General features: G+C 41.8%; 38 protein-coding genes and 2 tRNA genes. 1 reads left to right on the top strand and 39 read right to left on the bottom strand.

The window, feature by feature from the left end; all coding sequences use genetic code 11:
• Positions 1-130 precede the first annotated feature (130 nt).
• The 38 genes from BN3456_RS03685 to BN3456_RS03870 all read right to left on the bottom strand — a co-directional run bounded on the left by BN3456_RS03685 (position 131) and on the right by BN3456_RS03870 (position 23,030).
• Entirely contained in the window at positions 131-661 is a 531-nt protein-coding gene (locus tag BN3456_RS03685; protein ID WP_089982791.1) for a bL17 family ribosomal protein, read from the bottom strand.
• 125 nt (positions 662-786) lie between these two features.
• Positions 787-1,746, bottom strand: coding sequence for a DNA-directed RNA polymerase subunit alpha (locus BN3456_RS03690; RefSeq protein ID WP_089982792.1), 960 nt, complete (start codon positions 1,744-1,746; stop codon positions 787-789).
• A gap of 85 nt (positions 1,747-1,831) precedes the next feature.
• The gene (gene rpsD / locus BN3456_RS03695) at positions 1,832-2,425 is read right to left on the bottom strand and encodes a 30S ribosomal protein S4 (protein ID WP_089982793.1); all 594 of its coding nucleotides are present in this window, start codon (positions 2,423-2,425) and stop codon (positions 1,832-1,834) included.
• A 100-nt stretch (positions 2,426-2,525) separates the two neighbouring features.
• Positions 2,526-2,921 (bottom strand): 30S ribosomal protein S11, encoded by a 396-nt coding sequence (gene rpsK, locus BN3456_RS03700; protein ID WP_089982794.1) that lies wholly within the window; start codon positions 2,919-2,921, stop codon positions 2,526-2,528.
• 40 nt (positions 2,922-2,961) lie between these two features.
• On the bottom strand, positions 2,962-3,330 hold the full coding sequence (rpsM, locus tag BN3456_RS03705; RefSeq protein ID WP_089982795.1) for a 30S ribosomal protein S13: 369 nt from the start codon (positions 3,328-3,330) through the stop codon (positions 2,962-2,964).
• A 317-nt stretch (positions 3,331-3,647) separates the two neighbouring features.
• Positions 3,648-3,761, bottom strand: a complete 114-nt coding sequence (gene rpmJ / locus BN3456_RS03710; protein ID WP_089982796.1) for a 50S ribosomal protein L36 — start codon at positions 3,759-3,761, stop codon at positions 3,648-3,650.
• Between the two features lie 119 nt (positions 3,762-3,880).
• Positions 3,881-4,099: a translation initiation factor IF-1 gene (infA, locus tag BN3456_RS03715; RefSeq protein ID WP_089982797.1), complete on the bottom strand. Its 219-nt coding sequence runs from the start codon at positions 4,097-4,099 to the stop codon at positions 3,881-3,883.
• Between the two features lie 128 nt (positions 4,100-4,227).
• Positions 4,228-4,872, bottom strand: coding sequence for an adenylate kinase (locus BN3456_RS03720; RefSeq protein ID WP_089982798.1), 645 nt, complete (start codon positions 4,870-4,872; stop codon positions 4,228-4,230).
• 79 nt (positions 4,873-4,951) lie between these two features.
• Entirely contained in the window at positions 4,952-6,304 is a 1,353-nt protein-coding gene (secY, locus tag BN3456_RS03725; RefSeq protein ID WP_089982799.1) for a preprotein translocase subunit SecY, read from the bottom strand.
• Positions 6,304-6,744, bottom strand: coding sequence for a 50S ribosomal protein L15 (rplO, locus tag BN3456_RS03730; protein WP_089982800.1), 441 nt, complete (start codon positions 6,742-6,744; stop codon positions 6,304-6,306). The genes secY and rplO overlap by 1 nt, the downstream gene beginning before the upstream one ends.
• 26 nt (positions 6,745-6,770) lie before the next feature.
• The gene (gene rpmD / locus BN3456_RS03735; protein ID WP_089982801.1) at positions 6,771-6,950 is read right to left on the bottom strand and encodes a 50S ribosomal protein L30; all 180 of its coding nucleotides are present in this window, start codon (positions 6,948-6,950) and stop codon (positions 6,771-6,773) included.
• Between the two features lie 16 nt (positions 6,951-6,966).
• Positions 6,967-7,476: a 30S ribosomal protein S5 gene (gene rpsE, locus BN3456_RS03740; RefSeq protein ID WP_089982802.1), complete on the bottom strand. Its 510-nt coding sequence runs from the start codon at positions 7,474-7,476 to the stop codon at positions 6,967-6,969.
• A 15-nt stretch (positions 7,477-7,491) separates the two neighbouring features.
• On the bottom strand, positions 7,492-7,860 hold the full coding sequence (gene rplR, locus BN3456_RS03745) for a 50S ribosomal protein L18 (RefSeq protein ID WP_089982803.1): 369 nt from the start codon (positions 7,858-7,860) through the stop codon (positions 7,492-7,494).
• Between the two features lie 17 nt (positions 7,861-7,877).
• The gene (gene rplF / locus BN3456_RS03750) at positions 7,878-8,420 is read right to left on the bottom strand and encodes a 50S ribosomal protein L6 (protein WP_089982804.1); all 543 of its coding nucleotides are present in this window, start codon (positions 8,418-8,420) and stop codon (positions 7,878-7,880) included.
• Between the two features lie 58 nt (positions 8,421-8,478).
• Positions 8,479-8,880 (bottom strand): 30S ribosomal protein S8, encoded by a 402-nt coding sequence (gene rpsH / locus BN3456_RS03755; protein ID WP_089982805.1) that lies wholly within the window; start codon positions 8,878-8,880, stop codon positions 8,479-8,481.
• 46 nt (positions 8,881-8,926) lie between these two features.
• Positions 8,927-9,112: a type Z 30S ribosomal protein S14 gene (locus BN3456_RS03760; protein WP_089982806.1), complete on the bottom strand. Its 186-nt coding sequence runs from the start codon at positions 9,110-9,112 to the stop codon at positions 8,927-8,929.
• Between the two features lie 13 nt (positions 9,113-9,125).
• Positions 9,126-9,665: a 50S ribosomal protein L5 gene (gene rplE, locus BN3456_RS03765; protein WP_089982807.1), complete on the bottom strand. Its 540-nt coding sequence runs from the start codon at positions 9,663-9,665 to the stop codon at positions 9,126-9,128.
• Between the two features lie 23 nt (positions 9,666-9,688).
• Complete coding sequence (gene rplX / locus BN3456_RS03770; protein WP_089982808.1) at positions 9,689-10,000, bottom strand: 50S ribosomal protein L24; 312 nt, start codon at positions 9,998-10,000, stop codon at positions 9,689-9,691.
• A gap of 13 nt (positions 10,001-10,013) precedes the next feature.
• Positions 10,014-10,382, bottom strand: coding sequence for a 50S ribosomal protein L14 (gene rplN / locus BN3456_RS03775; protein ID WP_089982809.1), 369 nt, complete (start codon positions 10,380-10,382; stop codon positions 10,014-10,016).
• A gap of 70 nt (positions 10,383-10,452) precedes the next feature.
• Complete coding sequence (gene rpsQ, locus BN3456_RS03780) at positions 10,453-10,710, bottom strand: 30S ribosomal protein S17 (RefSeq protein WP_089982810.1); 258 nt, start codon at positions 10,708-10,710, stop codon at positions 10,453-10,455.
• Positions 10,711-10,836: 126 nt separating this feature from the next.
• Positions 10,837-11,037: a 50S ribosomal protein L29 gene (gene rpmC / locus BN3456_RS03785; protein ID WP_089982811.1), complete on the bottom strand. Its 201-nt coding sequence runs from the start codon at positions 11,035-11,037 to the stop codon at positions 10,837-10,839.
• Positions 11,027-11,464 (bottom strand): 50S ribosomal protein L16, encoded by a 438-nt coding sequence (rplP, locus tag BN3456_RS03790; protein WP_089982812.1) that lies wholly within the window; start codon positions 11,462-11,464, stop codon positions 11,027-11,029. The genes rpmC and rplP overlap by 11 nt, the downstream gene beginning before the upstream one ends.
• Positions 11,464-12,120 (bottom strand): 30S ribosomal protein S3, encoded by a 657-nt coding sequence (gene rpsC, locus BN3456_RS03795; protein ID WP_089982813.1) that lies wholly within the window; start codon positions 12,118-12,120, stop codon positions 11,464-11,466. The genes rplP and rpsC overlap by 1 nt, the downstream gene beginning before the upstream one ends.
• Before the next feature lie 11 nt (positions 12,121-12,131).
• On the bottom strand, positions 12,132-12,518 hold the full coding sequence (gene rplV / locus BN3456_RS03800) for a 50S ribosomal protein L22 (protein ID WP_089982814.1): 387 nt from the start codon (positions 12,516-12,518) through the stop codon (positions 12,132-12,134).
• Between the two features lie 33 nt (positions 12,519-12,551).
• Positions 12,552-12,833 carry a 30S ribosomal protein S19 gene (rpsS, locus tag BN3456_RS03805; protein ID WP_089982815.1) on the bottom strand — a complete coding sequence of 94 codons (282 nt, stop codon included), beginning with the start codon at positions 12,831-12,833 and terminating at the stop codon, positions 12,552-12,554.
• Positions 12,834-12,859: 26 nt separating this feature from the next.
• Positions 12,860-13,702 (bottom strand): 50S ribosomal protein L2, encoded by an 843-nt coding sequence (rplB, locus tag BN3456_RS03810; protein WP_089982816.1) that lies wholly within the window; start codon positions 13,700-13,702, stop codon positions 12,860-12,862.
• 117 nt (positions 13,703-13,819) lie between these two features.
• On the bottom strand, positions 13,820-14,119 hold the full coding sequence (gene rplW, locus BN3456_RS03815; RefSeq protein WP_089982817.1) for a 50S ribosomal protein L23: 300 nt from the start codon (positions 14,117-14,119) through the stop codon (positions 13,820-13,822).
• Positions 14,119-14,739 (bottom strand): 50S ribosomal protein L4, encoded by a 621-nt coding sequence (gene rplD, locus BN3456_RS03820; protein ID WP_089982818.1) that lies wholly within the window; start codon positions 14,737-14,739, stop codon positions 14,119-14,121. The genes rplW and rplD overlap by 1 nt, the downstream gene beginning before the upstream one ends.
• Before the next feature lie 31 nt (positions 14,740-14,770).
• Positions 14,771-15,451 (bottom strand): 50S ribosomal protein L3, encoded by a 681-nt coding sequence (gene rplC, locus BN3456_RS03825; protein WP_089982819.1) that lies wholly within the window; start codon positions 15,449-15,451, stop codon positions 14,771-14,773.
• Between the two features lie 80 nt (positions 15,452-15,531).
• Positions 15,532-15,849 (bottom strand): 30S ribosomal protein S10, encoded by a 318-nt coding sequence (gene rpsJ / locus BN3456_RS03830; RefSeq protein WP_004607300.1) that lies wholly within the window; start codon positions 15,847-15,849, stop codon positions 15,532-15,534.
• Positions 15,850-16,551: 702 nt separating this feature from the next.
• Positions 16,552-17,016, bottom strand: a complete 465-nt coding sequence (locus BN3456_RS03835; RefSeq protein ID WP_089982820.1) for a glycine/sarcosine/betaine reductase component B subunit — start codon at positions 17,014-17,016, stop codon at positions 16,552-16,554.
• Positions 17,017-17,037: 21 nt separating this feature from the next.
• Entirely contained in the window at positions 17,038-17,805 is a 768-nt protein-coding gene (gene prdD / locus BN3456_RS03840) for a proline reductase cluster protein PrdD (protein ID WP_089982821.1), read from the bottom strand.
• Between the two features lie 121 nt (positions 17,806-17,926).
• A complete protein-coding gene (prdB, locus tag BN3456_RS03845) occupies positions 17,927-18,652 on the bottom strand; it encodes a D-proline reductase (dithiol) protein PrdB (RefSeq protein ID WP_089982822.1) in 726 nt (241 codons plus the stop codon).
• Positions 18,649-18,948, bottom strand: coding sequence for a CBO2463/CBO2479 domain-containing protein (locus BN3456_RS03850; protein WP_089982823.1), 300 nt, complete (start codon positions 18,946-18,948; stop codon positions 18,649-18,651). The genes prdB and BN3456_RS03850 overlap by 4 nt, the downstream gene beginning before the upstream one ends.
• Positions 18,949-20,832 (bottom strand): D-proline reductase (dithiol) proprotein PrdA, encoded by a 1,884-nt coding sequence (prdA, locus tag BN3456_RS03855; protein WP_089982824.1) that lies wholly within the window; start codon positions 20,830-20,832, stop codon positions 18,949-18,951. It lies immediately after the preceding gene.
• A gap of 92 nt (positions 20,833-20,924) precedes the next feature.
• On the bottom strand, positions 20,925-22,250 hold the full coding sequence (prdC, locus tag BN3456_RS03860) for a proline reductase-associated electron transfer protein PrdC (protein ID WP_089982825.1): 1,326 nt from the start codon (positions 22,248-22,250) through the stop codon (positions 20,925-20,927).
• Between the two features lie 81 nt (positions 22,251-22,331).
• Positions 22,332-22,429, bottom strand: a tRNA-Sec gene (locus tag BN3456_RS03865).
• 503 nt (positions 22,430-22,932) lie between these two features.
• Positions 22,933-23,030 (bottom strand) — tRNA-Sec (locus BN3456_RS03870).
• A 221-nt stretch (positions 23,031-23,251) separates the two neighbouring features.
• Here BN3456_RS03870 and BN3456_RS03875 point away from each other — a divergent pair.
• Positions 23,252-23,839: a TetR/AcrR family transcriptional regulator gene (locus BN3456_RS03875; protein WP_089982826.1), complete on the top strand. Its 588-nt coding sequence runs from the start codon at positions 23,252-23,254 to the stop codon at positions 23,837-23,839.
• A gap of 88 nt (positions 23,840-23,927) precedes the next feature.
• Here the strand turns inward: BN3456_RS03875 and BN3456_RS03880 are convergent, their stop codons facing one another.
• The gene (locus tag BN3456_RS03880) at positions 23,928-24,164 is read right to left on the bottom strand and encodes a DUF3343 domain-containing protein (RefSeq protein WP_089982827.1); all 237 of its coding nucleotides are present in this window, start codon (positions 24,162-24,164) and stop codon (positions 23,928-23,930) included.
• Between the last annotated feature and the right edge of the window lie 135 nt (positions 24,165-24,299).

Consider the following 24,299-nt stretch of genomic DNA (forward strand, 5'->3'; position numbering starts at 1 on the left):
AGGACTTAATAGGGGACTGACCCTTTTGAGCACCGTTTTCAGAATTGTTTTACAATTAAAAAACAGAAAACGTAAATGTGGTCGATAACCATATTTTCGTTTCCTGTTTTTCTATAAAATATTAATAAATTTATACTAATTCAATGAGCACTTCAAGCGCAGCATCACCCTTACGCTGTCCAATTTTTACGATTCGAGTATATCCGCCGTTGCGATCAGCATATTTCGGAGCAATCTCAGAAAATAATTTGTCAACCAAATCAATTTCTTTCATATTTTTCTTCTTTCCTTTAGCCGGAACTTCCATTACCGGATAAAGAACTTTTATCATTTCTCTTCTTGTATGAAGTCTGCTCGGTGCATCTTTCTTGATTGTTTTGTCAACTTCATCATATACAGTAACTTTCTTACCGTCAACGATTTCTTTGACTCTTTTTCCATCCTTATCTTTGCGTGCAACTTTTGCTTTTACAGTTACTTCTTCAAAGTTGTCCTTTTCCCGTACTGCTGCGGCAATTAGTCCTTCTGTAATTTTGCGGATTTCTTTTGCCTTAGCCTCTGTAGTAACAATCTTGCCGTTGCTCAGCAGTGCAGTTACTTGATTTCTGAGCAGAGCTTTTCTCTGGCTGGATGTTCTGCCAAGTTTTCTATATTTTGCCATTGTTTTAATCCTCCATTGTGAAACATTTGGTTATGCATCTTCGGGCTTATTAATCAAATGCCCTGTCATGCGCATCGGGCTTACTGACAGGAAAATTCAATAAATAATTCACAGGCAGGCGACGCTTACTCATCACCCTGATTCAGTTCAAGGTTCAATTCCTTTAACTTAGCCAATACTTCTTCTAATGACTTGCGTCCAAGATTACGCACCTTCATCATGTCTTCCGGTGTTTTATTCGTTAGTTCCTCTACGGTGTTAATACCAGCTCTCTTCAGACAGTTATAAGAACGGACAGAAAGTTCAAGTTCATCAATACTCATTTCCAAAACTTTTTCTTTCTCGTCATCTTCCTTCTCAATCATCACTTCCGCAGCCTGGGCTACTTCTGATAAATCGATAAACAGCTTCAAATGCTCACTGAGCACTTTTGCCGCCAGACTGACAGCCTCATCAGGAATCAATGTGCCTTTTGTCCATACATCTAATGTAAGTTTGTCATAGTCTGTAATCTGTCCCACACGTGTGTTCTGAATTGTGAGATTCACACGTTCTACTGGTGTATAAATAGAATCAATCGGAATAACACCAATCGGCAAGTCTTCATTTTTGTTCTTGTCTGCGCTTACGTATCCTCTGCCTTTTGTAATGGTAAGCTCCATGTACAGTTTGCTGTCCTTACCGCCGCTTAAAGTGGCAATGACCTGGTCAGGATTCATAATCTCAATATCGGAATCCGCTTGGATGTCAGCACCTGTCACAACGCCTTCACCGTCAAATTCGATATATGCAGTCTTTACTTCGTCTGATTCTGATGTATTCTTGATTGCCAGTGATTTCAGATTCATGATAATCTCGGTTACATCTTCTTTTACACCCGGAATGGAACTAAACTCATGCAGAACTCCCTCAATCTTAACAGAACTGATTGCAGCTCCTGGAAGAGAAGAAAGCATGATTCTCCTCAAGGAATTTCCAAGAGTTGTTCCATATCCTCTCTCCAGAGGCTCCACAACAAACTGTCCATACTTTTTATCTTCTGAAATTTCAGTAATTTCAATATTAGGTTTATTAAAATCAAACACTACACAGACCCTCCTTATGGGTTAAAATATGTTGAGGGGTACTCATGTTAAATGTCAAGCTTAAACCAGCTAAATCCATCAGGGATTATTTAGAATATAACTCGACGATTAACACTTCATCAACAGGCACATCAATTACCTCTCTCTTGGGAAGTTCTTTTACTGTAGCTTTTAGATTTTCAGCATCTACTTCCAACCAGTCGGGAATCATATTTCCGCCTGTTACTTCGAGAATATCTTTGTACCTCTGACTTCCTTTGTGCTTTTCTTTGATTTCAATTGTATCTCCGGCTTTTACAAGGTAAGACGGAATATTCACCTGCTTGCCGTTTACCATCACATGCTTGTGATCAACGATCTGCCTTGCTTCTTTTCTTGTTCTTGCGAATCCCATACGGAACATTACATTGTCCAGTCTGCTCTCCAGAAGAATCATCAGGTTCTCACCTGTCATACCTTCCATCTTTTTTGCTTTTGCATAATAGTTTCTGAAAGGTTTTTCCAGTACACCATAGATAAATTTAGCTTTCTGTTTCTCACGTAACTGCAAACCATACTCGCTCATTTTTCTATTTGATCTTTTTAACTGTCTGTTAGATTTTTTACTAATTCCTAAATAGATTGGATCCATACCTAAGGAACGGCATCTTTTAAGAACCGGAACTCTATTTACTGCCATATTTAGCTTCCTCCTAATTATTATCCGCGGAATTTTTACCCTCGGGTACAGCATCCGCGCCTTACGTTTCTCATGGTAAATGTCCAAAACACCTCAGAGACTAAACTCTTCTGCGCTTCGGGGGACGACATCCATTGTGCGGTACCGGCGTTACGTCTCTGATGCTTGTTACATCAATGCCGTTTGCCTGAAGGGCACGGATTGCTGCTTCTCTTCCTGAACCAGGTCCCTTTACAAAAACATCTACGGTCTTCAGACCATGAACTAATGCTGCCTTTGCTGCTGTCTCAGCTGCCATCTGTGCTGCATATGGAGTAGATTTCCTTGAACCTCTAAATCCCAGACCACCCGCACTTGCCCATGAAAGAGCATTTCCCTGTGCATCTGTCAATGTAACAATTGTATTGTTAAAAGATGACTGGATATGTGCTTGTCCTCGTTCAACGTTTTTCTTGACACGTTTTTTTGTCACTTTTTTGGTAACTTTCTTAGCCATTTAAACTAACCTACTTTCTCAAATTATCAATTAATATTTCCTATTTTTTCTTGTTAGCTACAGTTCTCTTCGGACCCTTGCATGTTCTTGCATTAGTCTTTGTCTTCTGACCACGCACCGGAAGACCTTTTCTATGACGTATTCCACGGTAGCAGCCAATTTCCTTCAGTCTCTTAATATTCAGCTGAATCTCTCTTCTCAGATCACCTTCTACAGTCTGAGTCTCATCAATTACCTCGCTGATTTTCTTTACATCTTCACTAGTTAAATCTCTCACACGAGTATCAGGATTCACTCCTGCCTCTGCAAGAATACGGTTTGAACTTGTTCTGCCTATTCCATAGATATAAGTCAAACCGATTTCTACACGTTTGTCTCTTGGTAAGTCTACACCTGCAATACGAGCCATGTGTCTTTCCTCCATTTCAAATCTGTTGTTATATTGTCCCTAACTGGGATGTCCTTCAGCTTCCGGAAAGGTGCTTCCTTCCTCCTGGTGAACATCCAGACATACATTCATGTATGCCCTTTCCCGACCTGCGTAAATACTCTAAAAAATGCCGGGTATTACAAGCAATATACAGGATAAAAACCCACCACTCTCGGTACCTGCCGCTTCAGCAGTATGGTGTATCCTTACTGTATATTAAACAGCCCCACACACCTCCTGGTGTATCGCGCTGTCAGCCGCCTAATTCATACACAAGCTATTCATCGAGCTATATATTAACCCTGTCTTTGTTTGTGTTTCGGATTCTCACAGATTACTCTGACGCTTCCTTTTCTTCTAATAACCTTGCATTTTTCACAAATTGGTTTTACTGATGATCTAACCTTCATGTCAAATCCTCCTTCCATCCTTTGCTCAGCCGTATGTTACGAACTGATTTTGGGCACACCTATCCAAAAACAGCCATTCCATAGTATAACACTATACTTTAATAAATGTCAATACCTTTTTACTTATCTCTCCAAACAATTCTGCCTTTGCTCAAGTCATATGGGGACATTTCCAATGTCACCTTGTCTCCCGGCAAAATCTTAATGAAATTCATACGAAGTTTTCCGCTGATATGTGCCAATACAATATGGCCATTTTCCAATTTTACCTTAAACATTGCATTTGGCAGCTTTTCAGCCACTATCCCTTCAATTTCAATCACGTCAGTTTTCGACATACTTAATCCTCCTGCGGATGCTTTCCTTTTTTTTGGCAGATGGTTATATTTCCAGCATCTGCCAAATATATATATTCATAATTAACAACAATTATAACATCTATACAATATTTATCAGACTATTTCTGCTATTCTCCCAATATCCTCACAGTCTCAGAAAAAACATCGTCTATGTCCATAGTTCCGTCTACCTCTTTGAGAATCCCTGCAGATTTATAGTAATCAATAAGAGGCTGTGTCTGTTCATGATAAACATCCAGACGTTTCTTTACTGTATCCGGTTTATCATCATCTCTCAAAATCAGGGTGCCTTTGCACTTATCACAGACACCTTCCTTTTTTGACGGTGCATACACCATATGGTATGTCGCACCGCAATCCACACATGCACGTCTTCCCGACATACGTTTGATGATGTTTTCATCAGGCACATCAACATCAATTGCGTAGTCTACTTTCTGTTCCAGCTTCTCAAGTTCTTTATCCAGCGCTTCGGCCTGGGGAATTGTTCTGGGAAATCCATCCAGCACATACCCTGAGTTGCAGTCTGCCTGATTCACTCTGTCAACAACAAGGTCAACAACAAGGTCATCCGGCACCAGCAGTCCCTGATCCATGTATGTTTTGGCTTTCTGTCCCAGCTCTGTATTGTTTTTAATATTTGCCCTGAATATATCTCCTGTAGAAATATGTGGCACTTTATATTTTTCTGCAATCTTCTTTGCCTGGGTTCCTTTACCTGCTCCTGGGGCGCCCAACATAATTATCTTCATATGTGTTCCTCCATATAGTACATTAACCCGCCTGTTTCATCTGTGAAAGATGAAACTCAAGCGAGCTAAGTAATTTAAATTAATAGCCAAGGTAACTGTTTTTCATACTGCTTCCCTTATTGTTCAAAAATCCTGTGTAATTTCGTACAAGCATCTGTGACTCGACCTGCTTTAGCGTATCCAGAACAACACCTACAATAATAATCAAAGATGTACCGCCGAAAGATACGTTCGCATTGAACACACCATTGAAGAAGAACGGAATTATCTGTACAATGACAAGTCCGCATGCACCAATAAATATGATATAATTCAATATTTTCTGCAAATAATCAACTGTCGGCCTGCCCGGACGGATTCCGGGAATAAAACCGCCGCTCTTTTTCATATTGTTTGCCACTTCCATAGGATTGAATGTAATAGATGTATAGAAATATGCAAAAAATATACTCAGTACAATATACACAATCAAGCCAAGTGAATAAATCGGGTTATCCGGATCACACCAGTTATTAGAGCTCATTCCTTTTAAAATCTGGCTTCCAATTCCTGTGCCGCCGCCCTTTCCTAAGAAAGATGCAATGACCACTGGAAACTGCATCAGTGAAGATGCAAAAATAACCGGAATTACACCTGCGGTATTAACTTTTAGGGGAATATGCGTGGATTGTCCCCCATAAGTTCTTCTTCCCTGCACTTTCTGTGAATATTGAACAGCAATTCTTCTTTCACCGCCCTGAAGTATGATAACAAACACAATAACGAGTAATAATACAGCAATAATTATAATTGCTGCCAGGCCTCCGCTGGCAATAGTCTGTCCTTTTATAAACTGTTCATAAAGAGTAACGAAGTCATTTGGCACACGGGAAATAATATTGATAAGCAGGACAATGGAAATCCCGTTTCCCACGCCCTTTTCTGTGATACGCTCACCAATCCACATCAGAAATGCAGACCCCGCTGTGAGTGTACATACTACAACAGCAGCATTCACAAAATTATAATTCACAAGTAGTCCCTGACGTCCAAAACCAACTGACATAGCAATAGATTCAATCAGAGCCAGAGCTACTGTGACATAGCGGGTGATTGCTGCAATTTTCTTTCTCCCATCTTCTCCGTCTTTTTGCATCTCTTCCAGTTTCGGAATAGCAATGGTCAGTAGCTGCATGATAATTGAAGATGTGATATATGGTGTAATACTCAGTGCAAACACAGACATCTGTGTAAAGGAACCTCCGGTAAATGCATCAAAAAAATTGAATGCATCACCGGTCTGGTTCGCGAAAAAATTCTGGATGTAAGTCGGATCGACGCCAGGCGTAGGCAGTTCGGAACCAAATCTCACAACGACCAACATTAAAAAGGTATAGAATAGTCTCTTACGGATATCTTCTATCTGAAATGCTCTCCGCACTGTCTCTAGCATTAGATCACCTCTGCTTTTCCACCAAGTGCCTCTATCTTTTCAGCTGCTTTTGCACTAAATGCATTGGCCTGAACATTAAGCTTCTTAGTTAACTCTCCGTTTCCAAGAATTTTTACACCGTCTTTTGGGTTTTTAACAATGCCGCTTTCGATTAAAGTCTCAACTGAAACTGTAGCGCCATCTTCGAATATTTCTAATGCGTTTAAATTAATACCAACGATTTCCTTAGAGTTTCTGCAAGTGAAACCTCTCTTTGGTATTCTTCTGTATAAAGGCATCTGGCCGCCTTCAAAGCCCGGCCTTGGTGCCCCTGAACGAGCTTTCTGACCTTTGTGGCCCTTACCGGCTGTCTTACCATTTCCAGAACCGTGTCCACGGCCTCTTCTGAAATTATCACTCTGCTTAGAACCGTCTGCTGGTCTCAAGTTTGATAAGTCCATGCTATTACCTCCTTATCTTCTTTTATTTAAGCTTCTTCCACTTTCACTAAATGTCTAACCTGCTGTACCATACCTCTGGTAGCTGCATTATCAGGTAACACGACTGTCTTGTTGAGTTTCTTAAGCCCCAACGCTTCAACAGTTTTCCTGTGCTTTGGTACTGAGCCGATTGTAGACTTTGTCAGTGTAACTTTTAAATTTGCCATTATAACTTACCTCCTATTAGCCTACGATCTCTTCTACTGATTTGCCACGAAGTTTTGCGACTTCTTCCGGAGTCTTTATTTCTTTCAGTCCTTCAATTGTAGCAAGAATAACGTTCTGCTTATTGTTGGATCCCAAAGATTTTGTACGGATATTCTTAATGCCTGCCAGCTCGATTACCGCACGTGCCGGGCCTCCGGCAATAACACCGGTACCATCCGGAGCTTTCTTTAACAATACAGAAGCACTTCCGAATTTTCCAATAGTATCATGTGTAACACTATCATTTTCATCTAACGCAACCTTAATTAACTTCTTAGCTGCATCTTCTTTCCCTTTGCGGATAGCTTCGGGGATCTCAGTAGCTTTTCCCAAACCTGCACCAACATGGCCATTGCCATCACCAACAACCACTAAAGCTGTGAATCTGAAGTTACGACCACCTTTAACAACCTTGGTAACACGTTTGATTGATACTACTCTTTCGTTTAATTCCATCTGTCCAGCATCAATACGTTCCTGTCTCATATGTGTTCTCCCTTCCTAGAAATTCAGCCCGGCTTCTCTGGCTGCCTCTGCTAATGCTTTAACTTTTCCCTGGTATATAAAGCCGCCTCTGTCAAAGACAACATCTGTAATACCTTTTTCCTTTGCTTTCTCAGCAATTACTTTTCCTAAATATGCCGCTGCTTCGACGTTGTTAGTCTTTTCCAGTTCTGCTTTCACATCATTTTGAAGAGTGGAAGCTGCAACCAAAGTGTTTCCGACTGTATCGTCAACGATCTGTGCATACATATGCGTATTACTTCTAAACACAGCCAAACGTGGTCTTTCGGCCGTACCGCTGAAGCGGTTGCGTAATTTTATATGTTTTTTTCTACGAACTTCGCTTCTTGATTTCTTACTAACCATTTTCACACCCTCCTTATTTATTTCTTACCAGTCTTACCAACTTTACGTCTGATAGTTTCATCAGCATACTTAATACCTTTGCCCTTGTATGGTTCCGGTCTTCTCTTGTTTCTGATTTCAGCTGCAAATTGGCCTACTTTTTCTTTATCGATACCTGATACGGTGATTTTGTTCTGACCTTCCAGTGTCGTCTCAACGCCCTCCGGATCCATCATTTCCACCGGATGAGAATAGCCTAAGCTAAGTGTCAGTTTATTTCCTGCTTTTGCAGCTCTGTAGCCAACACCGTTGACTTCCAGAACCTTCTTATATCCTTCTGTTACACCAACAACCATGTTGTTGATTAATGTTCTTGTCAGACCGTGTAAAGATTTCATTCTTTTTAAATCATTCGGTCTTGTAACGATAATTTCTTCGCCCTCATGTTTGATTTCCATTTCAACCGGAAGCTCTTTTACAAGAGTTCCCTTAGGACCTTTTACAGTCACTACGTTATTTTCCGCAATATCCACAGTTACACCTGCTGGAACTGCGACTGGCAGTCTTCCTATACGTGACATACCTTACCTCCTATAACTTAAATTCTCGGAGAAGCAGCTAAGGCTCCTCTGTTTTCAGTTACCATACAAAGCACAGTACCTCTCCGCCTACGCCGAGTTTTCTTGCTTCTTTGTCTGTAATAACACCTTTGTTTGTAGAAACAATAGCTGTTCCAAGTCCGCCTAATACTTTCGGGATGTCTGCGCTGTTGGCATACACACGAAGTCCAGGTTTTGATATTCTCTTCAGACCGGAAATAACTTTTTCATTCTTGTCTGCACCATACTTTAATGTGATGTGGATTGTCTTGAAGCTTCCGTCTTCTATAATGTCATACTTTACAATATAACCTTCGTCGAGCAGAATATTGGCAATCGCGATTTTCATCTTAGATGCAGGAACATCAACTGTATCATGTTTAGCAGTATTTGCATTACGGATTCTTGTAAGCATATCTGCGATTGGATCACTCATAGTCATTGATTATTGACCTCCTTAATTTCTTTATCGGTTAAATGCGGGAAAGTTACCAGCTAGCCTTCCTAACACCTGGAATTTGTCCTTTATACGCCAGTTCCCGGAAGCAAATACGGCAGATTCCATATTTTCTTAAGTAGGAATGCGGACGTCCGCAGATTCTGCAACGGCTGTACTCTCTTGTGGAGTATTTTGGTTTACGCTGCTGTTTAATTTTCATTGATGTCTTTGCCATGAATTTCCCTCCTTTACTTAGTGAATGGCATATTGAACTGTGTCAATAATTCACGGGCTTCTTCGTCAGTCTTGGCTGTTGTAACAAAAATTACATCCATACCTCTGACCTTATCTACCTTATCGTACTCAATCTCGGGGAAGATAAGCTGCTCTTTGATGCCGAGTGCATAATTTCCTCTGCCGTCGAATGCGTTCGGATTCACGCCCCTGAAGTCACGTACACGGGGCAGTGCCAGATTTACCAGACGATCAACGAATTCATACATTCTCTCGCCTCTTAAGGTAACCTTACATCCAATCGGCATATCTTCTCTGATCTTGAAGTTCGCGACTGAATTCTTAGCCCTTGTAAGAACTGCTTTCTGTCCCGAAATTTTCTCCATATCAGCAACAGCTGACTCTAATACCTTCGCGTTTTCTTTTGCTTCGCCGACACCCATATTGATAACGACTTTGTCAAGCTTCGGCACTTCCATAATATTTTTATATCCAAATTTCTTAATCATTGCGTCAATGATCTCATTCTGATATTGTTCTTTCAGTCTACTCAAAGTCCTGGACCTCCTTCCTAGAATTAATCAATGATGTCACCTGTAGATTTAGCAACACGTACCTTCTTATCTCCGTCCATCTTGAAGCCTATTCTTGTAACTTCTCCTTTGTGCACATACATTACATTGGAAATATCAATCTGACCTTCCTGATGGATGATACCGCCATTTTGATTAGCAGCGCTTGGTTTTGTGTGCTTTGTAAGCATGTTGACACCTTCAACCAGAACTTTTCCTTCTTTTTTGTTTACGGCAATAACCTTGCCTTCTTTATCTTTATCTTTTCCAGCGATAACTTTTACAGTGTCGCCCTTTTTAATTTTCATTGTTGACATCTTAAACACCTCCCTAGAGTACTTCCGGAGCCAAAGAAACAATTTTCATAAAATGCTTGTCTCTAAGCTCTCTGGCTACTGGCCCAAAAATACGTGTTCCACGCGGGTTCAAATCGTCTTTTATAATAACAGCAGCATTCTCGTCAAATCTGATATAGGAGCCATCTTTACGACGTGCGCCCTTAACAGTGCGGACAACTACAGCTTTAACAATGTCACCCTTTTTTACAACGCCGCCTGGTGTTGCATCTTTAACGCTGGCAACGATTACGTCTCCGATGTTGGCATATCTTCTTGTAGAACCGCCAAGTACACGGATACACAGTAACTCTCTGGCCCCTGTGTTGTCTGCTACTTTAAGTCTACTTTCTTGTTGTATCATGCAGGTAAACCTCCTTTAATATATATGACAGCCTTTCCGGCTATCTGATGCCTGCAAAAAATGCAGTCGCTTATTTTGCTTTTTCCATAATTTCCACAAGTCTCCATCTCTTGTCTTTAGAGAGTGGTCTTGTTTCCATAACTTTTACTGTATCTCCAACGTTACACTCATTGTTTTCATCATGAGCTTTCAACTTATATGTCTTTTTCATGATTTTCTTATAGAGTGGATGCTTAACGTGGTCTTCAACTGCAACAACGATTGTTTTTTCCATTTTATCACTAACAACCTTGCCTGTACGGATTTTTCTAAGATTTCTTTCTTCCACAGCTTTACTCCTTTCAAACGGGTTCATTATAATGAAGTTCTTTTCGCTAAGCTCGAAAGAACCTCGCTAATCTCAAAGAACGGCCTACGTGCTAAGTTCGGAAAAACCTCACTAATCACTATCGGCCTATCGGCTGACCTCAGTTATCACTGTCTGGATACGAGCGATATTTTTTCTCACTTCTCTGATTCTGCTTGTGTTATCTAATTGATTCGTTGCATTCTGGAATCTTAAATTAAAAAGTTCCTTTTTAGCAGCTACTAATTCTTCATTTAATTCTTCTACAGATTTTTCTCTTAATTCTTCTACAAATGTATTAATTTTCACTGTTATCACCGCCTTCTAAGTCTGCGCGAGAAACGATTTTGCATTTGCAGGGTAACTTGTGAATTGCAAGACGAAGCGCCTCTTTAGCTGTCTCCTCAGGTACTCCTGCGATTTCAAACATTACACGGCCTGGTTTTACTACTGCTACCCAGTACTCCAATGCGCCTTTTCCTTTACCCATACGAGTTTCTGCTGGTTTTGCTGTTACCGGCTTATCTGGGAAGATTTTAATCCAGACTTTACCACCACGCTTAATGTAACGTGTCATAGCAACACGGGCTGCCTCAATCTGATTAGACCGAATCCAGCACGGCTCTGTTGCAATGATACCATACTCACCGTATGAAATCGTGTTACCTCTCATAGCCTTGCCCTTCATGGTACCACGAAATTGTTTACGACGTTTTACTCTTTTTGGCATTAACATTATTTATCGCTCCCTTCCTTATCTCCTTTAGTCGGAAGAACTTCGCCTTTGTAAATCCAAACCTTTACACCGACCTTTCCGTAAGTTGTGTCAGCTTCTGCGAATCCATAATCAATGTCAGCTCTAAGTGTCTGCAGCGGAATCGTTCCTTCACTGTAGAACTCTGTACGAGCCATATCAGCACCGCCAAGACGTCCTGAAACAGATGTTTTCACGCCAAGTGCTCCGGACTTCATTGTTCTTGACATACTGGATTTCATAGCACGTCTGAATGAAATACGGTTCTCAAGCTGCTGTGCGATATTCTCAGCTACTAACTGAGCATCTTTGTCCGGTCTCTTGACTTCTTTGATATCTACGATTAACTTCTTGTCTGTAAACTGTCTCAGCTCTGCCTTTACTTTTTCAATCTCAGAACCGCCTTTTCCGATTACTACACCGGGTTTTGCTGTATAAATAACAATTTTAATACGCTCAGATGCTCTTTCAATTTCTATACTGGAAATACCTGCGCTGTATAATCTCTTTTTAAGAAATTTTCTGATTGCATAGTCTTCTACCAGGTTATCTGCAAAATCTTTTTCTGCATACCATTTAGAATCCCAATCTTTAATAACGCCGACTCTTAAGCCATGAGGATTAACCTTCTGTCCCATTATTTCCCTCCTTATCTTTCATTAAGCACAATGGTGATATGACTCATTCTCTTCTCAATTCTGTAAGCCCTTCCCTGTGCTCTTGGTTTAATTCTCTTCATTGTTGGTCCTTTATTAGCGAAGCACTCTTCAACATAAAGGTTCTCAACATTCATACCATTGTTGTTCTCAGCATTTGCAATTGCTGATTTTAATAACTTTTCTATTACACTTGAAGCGTATCTTGGGTTATAAGTTAAAATACCAAGTGCTGTTTGTACGTCCTTACCTCTGATGGCATCCAATACGAAGCAAGCTTTCTGAACTGACACCCTTGCGTAAGAAATCTTAGCTGACGGTCTTGTGTCTTTCTGCTCGTTTCTTTCTCTCTTGATTTGGGATCTATGTCCTTTTGCCATGGATGAACCCTCCTTTCGAATATCTTAAATGATTTATCTTATTCTTGACTTTTTCTCGTCCTTGCCGTGTCCTCTGTATGTCCTGGTTGCGACAAACTCTCCGAGTTTGTGTCCTACCATATCTTCTGTGACGTATACAGGCACATGTTTTCTTCCGTCATGGACAGCAAATGTGTGTCCGATAAATGACGGAAAGATTGTAGAACGACGTGACCATGTCTTAATAACTGATTTATCACCTGCAGTATTCATAGCATCTACTTTTTTCAGTAAGCTTTCATCTGCAAATGGTCCTTTTTTAAGTGAGCGAGCCATATGTTCTAACCTCCTTGTAATCTGAATTATTTAATCGTTTTCCCATTTCTTCTTCTTACAATCATGTTGTTAGAAGCTTTATTTTTCTTGCGAGTCTTAAGCCCCAGTGCAGGTTTGCCCCAAGGTGTTGACGGACCTGGAAGACCGATACCCGTCTTACCTTCACCACCACCATGGGGATGGTCATTTGGATTCATGACAGAACCACGTACTGTAGGTCTAAAGCCCATATGACGCTTACGGCCGGCTTTACCAATACTAATCAGACTGTGGTCACCGTTGCCTACTGCACCTACGGTTGCCCTGCAAATAATCGGTACCATTCTCATCTCACCGGAGGGAAGCCTGAGTGTGGCATACTTTCCTTCTTTCGCCATCAGCTGTGCGCTGTTTCCCGCTGAACGAACGAGCTGTCCGCCTTTTCCGGGATACATCTCTATATTATGAATCTGAGTACCAACCGGAATCTCAGAAAGAGGCAGGCAGTTTCCTATTCTTACCTCTGCTTCTGGTCCGTTCATTAACTTCATCCCATCCTTTAGTCCTTCCGGAGCAAGGATATATGCTTTCTCACCGTCTGCATAACTAATCAATGCGATGTTTGCACTTCTGTTCGGATCATATTCAATTCCGACTACAGTTGCGGGGACACCGTCTTTTCTTCTTTTAAAGTCTATAACTCTGTATTTTTTCTTAGCTCCGCCTCCGCGGTGTCTAACTGTGATTTTACCCTGATTATTGCGGCCGGCTTTTCTGCTCTTGGATTCTAACAGAGATTTCTCGGGAGCGGTCTTCGTGATTTCAGAGAAATCAGAGCCAGTCATCTGTCTTCTGGAAGGTGTATATGGGTTATATGTTTTGATTCCCATTACTTTCTCTCCTTTCGTTTCTTCATTAATTTGTTGTCACGGAATTGCACCGTATATTTTTAATTTAAGGAACGGCCTCGTACTAAACTCGAAAAGACCTCGTTAAGTACTTCCGGCCTACAGTCCCTGGAATATTTCAATCTCAGTGCTGTTTTCTGTCAGCTGAACAATCGCTTTCTTTGTCTTGGCTGTCTTCCCGTAAGTCATACCACGTCTCTTTGTCTTTCCATCAAGATTCATAGTATTTACACTTTTTACCTTTGTTCCAGCGAACATTTTTTCAACAGCTTCTTTAACCTGTGATTTTGTAGCTTCTGGGTGGACAAGGAAAGTATATTTTTTGTCAGCCATCAGCTCCATTGACTTTTCTGTAATTACCGGTTTAAGGATTACATCATAATATTGAACGTTAGCCATTATGCGTACACCTCCTCGATACTTGCAACAGCAGCTTTAGTAGCGATCACTGTGTTGTATTTTAAGACATCGTATACATTGATTGTGTTTGACTTAGCTGTCTTCACATCCGGGATGTTCCTTGCAGAGATCTCAACGTTTTTATTTCCGTCTTCCAGAACAACCAGTGCCTTATTAATATTCAGGTTTTTCAAAACTTCCTGGAATTTCTTTGTCTTAATCTCATCAAAGTTCAGTTCATCAACCACAATAAATTTTTTATCTTCTACTGCAGAAGAAAGAGCGGATTTCAGTGCTGCTCTTTTTTCTTTTCTGTTCATTTTGAATGAATAGTCTCTCGGTACCGGAGCAAATACAACTCCGCCGCCTGTCCACTGTGGAGCTCTTGTTGAACCTTGTCTTGCATGACCTGTTCCCTTTTGTCTCCATGGTTTTCTTCCGCCTCCGGAAACTTCGGAGCGAGTCTTCGCTTTCTGTGTTCCCTGGCGATTATTTGCAAGCTGGTTTACTACTGCCATGTGTACAAGATGTTCATTTACCTCAACACCAAATACAGCATCGTTCAAATCGATTGTACCAACTTCTTTACCTTCGATATTATAAACAGATACATTTGCCATCTGTGTGTTCCTCCTTTCTATATCAGTCAGACTAGTTAGCCTTTACAGTTTCTTTGATTGTCACCAGGCATTTCTTCGGTCCCGGAACTGAACCCTTTACTAAAAGCAGGTTGTTTTCAGCGTCAACTCTGACAATTTCAAGATTTTGCACTGTAATTTTCTTGTTACCCATCTGACCAGGCATCTTTTTGCCCTTAAACACTTTACTCGGGTCAGATGCTGAACCATTGGAACCAGCGTGACGGTGGAACTTAGAACCGTGAGTCATAGGTCCTCTGCTCTGATTATGACGCTTGATCGCACCCTGGAAACCTTTACCTTTTGAGACTGCAGTAGCATCAATCTTGTCCCCTGCCGTAAAAATGTCTGCCTTGATTTCCTGAGCCAGTGTATATTCTTCAGCGTTTTCAAGTCTGAATTCCTTTACAAATCTTTTCCCGGAAACACCCGCTTTTTCAAAGTGTCCCTTTTCTGCTTTTGTGACACCGTTTCTGTGTGCGATTTCTTTCTTGCCACTCTTATCTTTTGTGACAATCTTTTCCTTTTTGTCGACAAAGCCGAACTGCACTGCACTGTAGCCGTCATTGTCAGCTGTCTTAACCTGTGTTACAACACAAGGCCCTGCCTGCAATACAGTTACCGGAGTCAGTAATCCGTCTTCGTTGAAGATTTGAGTCATTCCGACTTTCGTAGCTAAAATAGCTTTCTTCATTATAAATACCTCCTGTGATTTACAGCGGAACGCTCGCGCGCTCATCCTAAATTTTAGGAATACTGCATGTTTACTAAAACTTACTTGTTTTTCATTTTGATATCGATATAGACACCTGCAGGCATTTCCAGTCTGGACAATGCATCCACAGTCTTCTGTGTTGGTGTGATGATATCAATGAGTCTCTTATGAGTTCTCTGTTCGAACTGCTCTCTGGAGTCTTTGTACTTGTGTACAGCTCTCAAAATTGTCACTACTTCCTTCTTAGTCGGAAGTGGCACTGGTCCACTCACTTGTGATCCGTTCTTCTTTACAGTTTCGATGATTTTCTTTGCAGATGCATCAACCAATTGGTGATCATATGCTTTCAATGTGATTCTCATTACTTGACTTGCCATAAAAAAAGTCGCCTCCTTTTCGTACTATTTAACCCAAGTACGACAAGCGGTGACTGTACACTCTCCCGTGTGTGTCGTGAGAAACTCACACGTTGTTTCCTACCCTTATCCCTGTCTATTGATAAATGGTAATCAGTTTTGATTCGTACAGTGACTTGTCGCCAGTTTCCTAACTTGACATTCGCTCCGCGGAAAACCTGCCATCCTGCTTCACGCACTTGGCAGCAACCTCACGCTTCACAGCTATCATGTCACAGCTTTATTAGTATATAGTATTTACCCAATTATTTCAAGCGGTTTTTTTCAATAATTGTATTTTTTTTGGTACAATCTTTTCATCTTGACATCAGCGTGGTAAAGTGATATAGTAAGTTTAGCTTAAAAACTTGTAATTAAAGGCGGTTTCCCAAGATCAGGAAAGCGCCTTTTATAAAATAAATGCTGCGGCTCTCTAAAGCGGGCCGCTCTCAACCATACTTGGTTGCTATTGCAGTTATATCATCGCTGAGTGTTTTCCCCAAGAGCCCTCTTGCGACGATGAACTCCAATTAATATACACATCCTCATTGAAGGACATTCCCCAGATTTGTATATAATACAAACTGCAATGCAACGAGGAAAACCTCTCAATGACATACCAAAAACGAAAAACACGGCAGCGGTCGTGTTTTTCGTTTGCACGAGGCTTTTTGGCGTATTTGGCTATTTTTTCCTCATTTTTAGCTTCAGCATCGCGGTAACAGCTCTTGCATCCAGCTCTGTAGCATTATTTTCTCCGACAATGCAGGATTCCAGCCCTTCCGGATTCTTGCTGATATCCCTGATTGCTGATAGATATTTGTTTTCCACAACAAATCCACCGTTTTTTCCGCTGAATTTTAATCCTGTTACTACAATATCGCGTATTCCCAATTGTTCACAGGTATTGGCATAATCCACGTCACTGTTTCCCCAGCCATCCGACGAAATGATCACACCGTCCGCACGCATGCATTCTGCCATGGCCGCTGCACGTGTTCCAACAAAAATCTTATCTTCGTTGTCATCCGGTGTTCCCACCACTACAATTCCAAGCAGGTCCAGGTCCTCATCTGCAGAGACCACGTCCAGCAGAGGATCTCTGAAATGGTGAAGTGTTGTTTCTTTCGTAGATGGACCGATTCCCATATGCGCATCTCCCTTCCGTTGTTATTGCATCGAACGTATAATACCATCCCTATATTCATTAGGTGTCAGGAGGACTGGCATATTTCCTATGTCTATAATAGACCGTCCGCCTTCAACTCCTGATGGCTCATGGGGGAACAGCCATGTGTCATACATAGCCCCCTGTCCGGCCACCTGCTTTATAATAAGAACCTTTTTCTTCCCGGGGCGCGCGACGTCATAATACTCATGCCTTTCTGTGCAAAGATTGCCTTTCATTTTTTTAAGTTTATTGCGATAGATCTGAATAAACTTATCACATGCCCGGTGAGCTGCCATGGGACCCGGCCGTTCCTGACCCATTCCTGCTTTCAAGGTAACATCAAAGGATATAATGTAATCCTGATCCGACGGTGTCCCCGCCCGATTCAAGTACAGCTGATCTTTCAAAGTTCCCTCCGAGGAACCAAACTCATGAGTCTGCCTGCCAACTGTATCCACGCCGGTCAATATCACATACACACCAGTAAGCGTATGGGTAATGCCCTCCCCTAGTTTTCCCAGAACTTTTGTAGAAACAGGTATAATATCCATAATAGTGTTAGTCCAGACATCATGTTTCCCCGGCTCAATAATTTTAATATTGATATCCTCAATCAGTGGTTCTTCCTTAAGGAACTCCTCACAAAAGCTCTCATTCACAGAAAGAGCTCCATCCAAAGTTACATCATTTTCCGGCCCCTCGTGAACGTCACTTATATGGAACGCCTTGATCACAAGGCGGCGAAGCTGCTTTTCTTTTTCTTCCAATTACAAACATCTCCTTAAAAGGGGACAGTCCCCTTTGAAGCTCGTTTTTGCTGTTGTTTGAAACAAAAGGGACAATTCCTGCCGGAATGTCCCCTTTGTTAAATTATAAGATAAATTTATATTATATTTTTGCATTGTACTCAAAAGGCAGCGGTACAATTTTTCCCGGTGTGTCAATCTTGGTAAGCTGCTCAAGAGCTGCCCTTACGATATTTGTCTGCATCTCCACATCATGGGGAGCACCTGCATTGGCACCCATAGGTACCAGTGGAGCTACGGCACGAGGTGTACCAGTCTGACGAACAACCGGTGGAAGAGCTGCAATAATGATTGTAGGTATTCCAGCTTCTTCAATCGCTCTCTGCACCAATACTGCAGAGCGGTGACAAGTTCCTCAGCCAGCGGTCAGAATTACCGCATCTACATCTTCCTCTTTGAACATTTGTGCAATAGCAGGTCCTGTTTCATGTTTGAATTTTTCCTGGTCTCCGCCCCCTCCCATAAACCCTGCATGTACCGGTGCACAGGCTCTTATGAAACCTTCTTTTGCCAGCTCATGAATCCTGTCGATGGGAAACATACAGTTGATGTCTTTGTTTACATCACTGTTGTCATATCCGCCATGGGATACCATCAAATCACCTGACGGTGTTGTATTTGTTATCTTTCTCCAAGTAGAGTCACCCGCAAGATTAAATCTTTCCTGACTCTTTAAGTGCACTCCTGCTGCAGTAGCAAGGGCAATGGACATATCCTTCAGTTCTTTTTTTACTGGTGCCCAAACTGCCGGAGGGGTAATTGGAACATAAATTTCCGATTGTAAACCTTTTGTGGTTACCAAACTCATTCTTCTGCCTCCTTGTTATTTGCGTTTGCTTTACGCATTTCTTCCTGTCGTCTGTTATAGATATCAAGATTACTTACATATTTATCGTTGACTTCCGAACCAAGCTGTTCTATAAAACTCATGTTCCAGGCAACTTCCTGTCCCACTACAAGCGGATAATCTGAAATCAGCATACGCATCGGTATCTTAAGATAGCCAAGTCTGCCTTTTAAGTCGATTCCGACACAGCCGTCATGAACCTCCACGATTATCCCTTCCATACGTATAATCTTATCACCAAACTGTAATTCTTTCATTTAGTCGTATTTCTCTTTTCTCTTCTGGCTCATGGGCAGTGATTGCTCATTTTTTACCAGCTCAACCGGTCTGCCTGTCACATTAGAAATCAGCTCTACATTTGTAGACTTAACATTTGGATTCCATTTTCTTTCCGGAGCTTTTACATCTTCACCTGCCATTGCGTTCTTCAGCATAGCAAGAGCTCTGAGAGCATCTTCAGGGCAAAGTGTATTGCAGGCAAGTACTTCATTTTCAATACCGGATTCAGATTTATTATTGTCTATCATGGTGGTCATATACTTATTTCCAACAACCAATGCGCCCTGAACTGCACAGAATGACAGTCCGACAACAGGAACTCCGCGCATTCCAATCTGCTCGTGATGACTTGCAAAATCAATGTGGTTGTTTCCGAATCCTTCTGTTGTGACAAATGCTCCATCTACGTCCATCATCTCTACCATCATGCCTACACGTTTGGAAACATAGAATTTTTCTGTATTAATCTGCGGGCTTCCTACAAATATGACTCCGCAAAGATCCACTTCCGGATCATGGAGTACTTCCAGAACCAGAGGCTCTCTCCAGTAATGTCTGGACATCTCCTTAGAAGCAGGCCCGATACAGGTTAACGCATGGATGCAGCCATCCAGAACTTCCAGCGGAGATACACAGATTGGGACGTTTCCGAGGTCTACATTTGGTTTAGCGCCAAGTACGCCGACCGGCTCTACAGGGAGAACCAGATTGTCATGCATAGCACCCTGTCCCATGATTTCCTTTACAATGACTACTTTTTTCTTTCCAGGTCTTCTAACCTGATCAAAGTTTTCTGTATCTGTCACAAGAGAATCATCCAGCTCTTTCATCGCTTCTCTGATTTCCTGTGTTATGTGATCTGTTGCCTTGTGAGCAGCAAGCGGTCCGGGTCTTTCCATGTTGGTTCCTTCTTTGACCGTTACCTGAGTTTTAATAAATATCTCACCCTTGTCAGGTGCTCCGGGACGATTCCACATGATATTCTCATCTAGGTATCCCTCTGAAGAGCCGAATTCCCCAATCTGCACTCCGTTGGCATCAGTTCCTGTAACCATCATGATAACGCCGTCCAAAACTTTTGTTACGCCACTTCCAAGTTCGGATTCCCCTTCCTTGCATGCAATAGGCTGTACATCCATAATTGTTTCAGAATATGTGTGATACTGCTCCGGTGTAATGACATCAACCTTAAGATCCATTACCAGTTTTTCTGAATCAACGCATTCCTTCTCTATACCCTCCCGGATATATAGTGTAGTTCCTTCGATTTTTGTCTCGGGTCCACGTTTTACTTCTGTGATTGTATAATGTTTTCTTTGAAGGCTTCTTATCAGCTTCTCATCAGCTGCTTTTAAAGAATCCTCCGCTAAGGCAGGTTCCTCTCCGGTCTTAGCCTGTGCGGTTGGAAGGGCCGGGATAACAGCGCTGCCGCCTAAGCCTGTCGGAAGCTCAATATCAATGTCTTTTCCTTCCCCAATATGAATCTTGAGTACTCCACCGGGCACAGTCTGTGCTGCAGGTATTATTGTTGCCTGGGGCCCCGTTACTGTCGGTGCAGATACATCTTCTTTTTCTTCCGCTTTTTTCTCTGCGGGTATAGATTCTTCTATTTCTTTTATTCCTTCCAAAGCATCGGCTGTCAAAGGACACAGTGAATCACAGGTCTTTGTAAGCTTAGCACCCAACACCTGCTCGATTGTCAGTACACCATCCAAATCCAAAAGACCAGAATCCACCAAATCATCAAAGATGGCTGGATCTTCCAGATTAGATGCCTGAATTACAGTGCCTTCTTCGGCTCTGCAGCAGAGCACTGCAGGGTCTTTTGCATGTTCTTTAGCTGTTTCAGCTGTAATTGACATACTTTCTTTCCTCCTTAAATCTTACATGAAACGAATTTTACATCGAATCAAATAGTAACATGAGTTAATTTATTTTCCACCAGATACGCAGTTTACTTTCCATTCGGCAACTGTGGCACCTGTTTAGAAACAGTTAATCTTCGGTACAAAGGATGACCAATGGTTCTCATGACATGGTCCGTCTGATGGAACACTTTCAGTTTCATCTTGGGTGCAGAACCCATAACCGTATTGGAGCAGTCTGAACAGTTCCCAATAATGATATACTCTGCCTTATCTTTTTTGAACTGCAGGCACTTCTGTGCTTGTCCGGGACAATTTCCCGGATCCTTACATTTTAATGAGCCGTTCTTCATCTCAACAGCATTCTTGCATGTAGCAACGGATACTACTTTTCCGTTCATCTTTTTACAAACTTCCCGCATACGTGCCTCGTCAGCGCTGCAGGCACATACCAGGAGTCCTACCGAAGCGCCGTGCAAATCCGGAAATTCCATTGTCACAATAACTCCTCCGGTAGTCTTGGTAATGGGTGCATCCATTGTTGTGGAGTGACCGGTAAACGGACCGCCCATAATAACCTCTCCATACACTCCATCAATTCCGCCGGAACGCTCAACTAGTTCTTCCACACTGGTTCCTATCGGAACATCCATATAAACATGAGGCACATTACCTCCATTAAGCTTTCCAATCACGGTCAGATTTTTGCTGAAAGACGGCTTCCTCAACTCAATTGCCTCAGCTACCCGCAGTACTGTTTCCACATTGATGACAATAGCATCGGCAGCTGAGGGAAGCTGAGTTGGATCAAGAAGTTTCCCCAGAACTTCTCTGACTACGGCACGCTCCTCGCCCATCGGGTAAATATCAGGAAGCAGATGTATGGAAATATTATCTTCATCACGGAGGGCTTTTTGAAGCGTCTCTACTGCTTTCTTGTTCTTTGTTTTAATCGCAAATACTGCCTTTGCCGCATTGGAAATTTCCATACAGTATTTTACGCCCTTGAGGGTCATATCTATATTGTCCTCAACTTGCCGGATATTATGACACAATCCGGGTTCGCACTCAACAGCATTGACCAGAATATATCCTCCGTTCAGATCCGCACCAAGCTTTACTCCTGTCGGAAACCCTGCGCCTCCCATGCCGACAATGCCCGCTTCTTTTATCATATCAAGAAGGCTGCCTTCTTTGATTGGTTCAAACTCTTCCTTCTGAATCTCATCGGGCTCGATAACGATTCGATCCTTGAGAACATTCTGCACAGTTCCATATACACTGGAAAAGATATTAGCACCCAATCCGGTCGGGGCCGCGATCAAAGTACCTTTTCTTACTTTATCCCCACTTTTGACAACTGGTTCGCAAGGTGCGCCCACGTGTTGCCGCAGTAAAAACTGTAAATTTCCCATGTCACTTTTCTCCTTCTTAAATTTCATCTATTGATAAGTTCTATAACGTATTGGTTGAGAAATATTTCACAAATCGACTTTTGGCGGAGGCATGTGGGAATCGAACCCACCCAGGACGCTACGAACGCCCAACACTGGTTTTGAAGACCAGGAGGCACACCAGTTACCCTTCTACCCCCATGCACCTGTCCGCGTCTATATATTAACAAATACTTGGCGGTTTTTCAAGTGTTTTATGCATAATTGGCACTAAAAAATAAACTCTATACTAGAATGTGGTCTATCCGTTTACTTTCAATCAATTCATCCGAATTCCACACTTGAATTACCTTTTTTTCAGAGCACCTAAAGGCAGTCTGTATAGCACACCCCTCTCTGTTTTTATAGTTATTTTCTATAAATCCTTATATATGGAGTTTCCTAGATCAATCTGTTTATGAAAAAAGGATAACCTTTTAAGCCCATTTTATACTATTTTTCACATAGTCATCACTTTAAACTTATGCTTTACCCCGTGTTTGACAGCCGGCAAATAGAAAAAGACTCAGAAGTGTCGTGAATTAAACGTTTCTGAGCCTTTGTTGCTATTCTAAAGTGTAGTTTTCATAATTTTTTTGAAACACAATCTGACGGTCTGTTCTGAAACCAGATGTCTCATGTAAATGTTTCGCAAATCAACTTTTGGCGGAGGCATGTGGGAATCGAACCCACCCAGGACGCTACGAACGCCCAACACTGGTTTTGAAGACCAGGAGGCACACCAGTTACCCTTCTACCCCCATGTACCTGTTCGCGTTTATATATTAACAAATACTTTACGGTTTTTCAAGTGCATTTTTTATAGACACCTTGCAGTGTGATTTATCTGTTGATGAACAAAGGAGAAACCTTTAAGCCCGGGTTATACCATTTTTCACATAGTCATCACTTTAAACTTATGCTATACTACTAAGGACACTAGGAATATTAGATTTAAATTAGATAAGGAAGAGAGTATTTTTATGCCAAGAAAAAAACCGAAAACGAAAGACAGAATCGTGAAAGCTGCCTGGACATTATTTTATAAAAATGGATATGATAATACAACTGTGGAGGACATTCTCAAACTTTCCAAAACCTCCAAGGGCACTTTCTATCATTACTTTAAAGGAAAGGATGCCCTTCTCTCCACACTTTCGGTCCTTTTTGATCAAAAATATGAAGAAATCAATTCCGCAATGGACCCTGCACTTTCCGCAAAGGATAAACTGCTCCTTTTGAACCATGAGTTATTTTACATGATTGAGAACAGTATTGACCTGAATTTGCTGGCATCGCTGCTCTCATCGCAGCTGGTCACCAAGGATAGCCGTTCCCTTCTGGACACGGATCGTTATTATTTTCAAATAGTAACAGAGATTATCGCGACCGGCATTGAATCCGGTGAATACAAGGCTACTTCTTCAGTAGAGGAGCTTGTTAAAATCTATGCCATGTATGAAAGAGCTTTACTTTATGACTGGGCCCTTTGTGCTGGGAATTATTCTCTGTCAAAATACAGTGATAAACTGCTGCCCCACGTGCTGGATAACTTTAGGCGGGGAATCTAATATAATCTACCGCAGCCGCTAGGCATTAATGAGCAGCTGATGGCGTATCTGCAGCTCGGACAACGTCCTTATACATTTTTTATCCCCGTCAGACCATGCACTCCTTAACTGCCTCCGCTTTTATACCGGCACGCTTCATTCCCGCACTGATCATACCTCTTTGACCTGGCGCGGCACACCATGAAAGCCCGCACCCGGCTGAGAGTGCGCGTGGCACTGGAATCAGCCGTCCGGGAATATTTTGTTCCTTGCACATTTTTTCCATTGCCATCGCATCTGTGGTCGTATGAAATGTGACGATTAATTTCAATTCTTTTTCTCTCATATTTATATTCCGCCTTTCTGCGAAAGGCACCCATGGGGTTATGAAACCCATGATCCACTTTTCGCTTTCTAATCTCTTTTCTTTTTGATATAGTTTCTTTATAAGACTGACACACTACAGAACACGTGGAGGTGA

It is taken from the genome of Clostridium sp. C105KSO13 (genome assembly GCF_001517425.1).
GTDB lineage: Bacteria > Bacillota > Clostridia > Lachnospirales > Lachnospiraceae > Muricomes.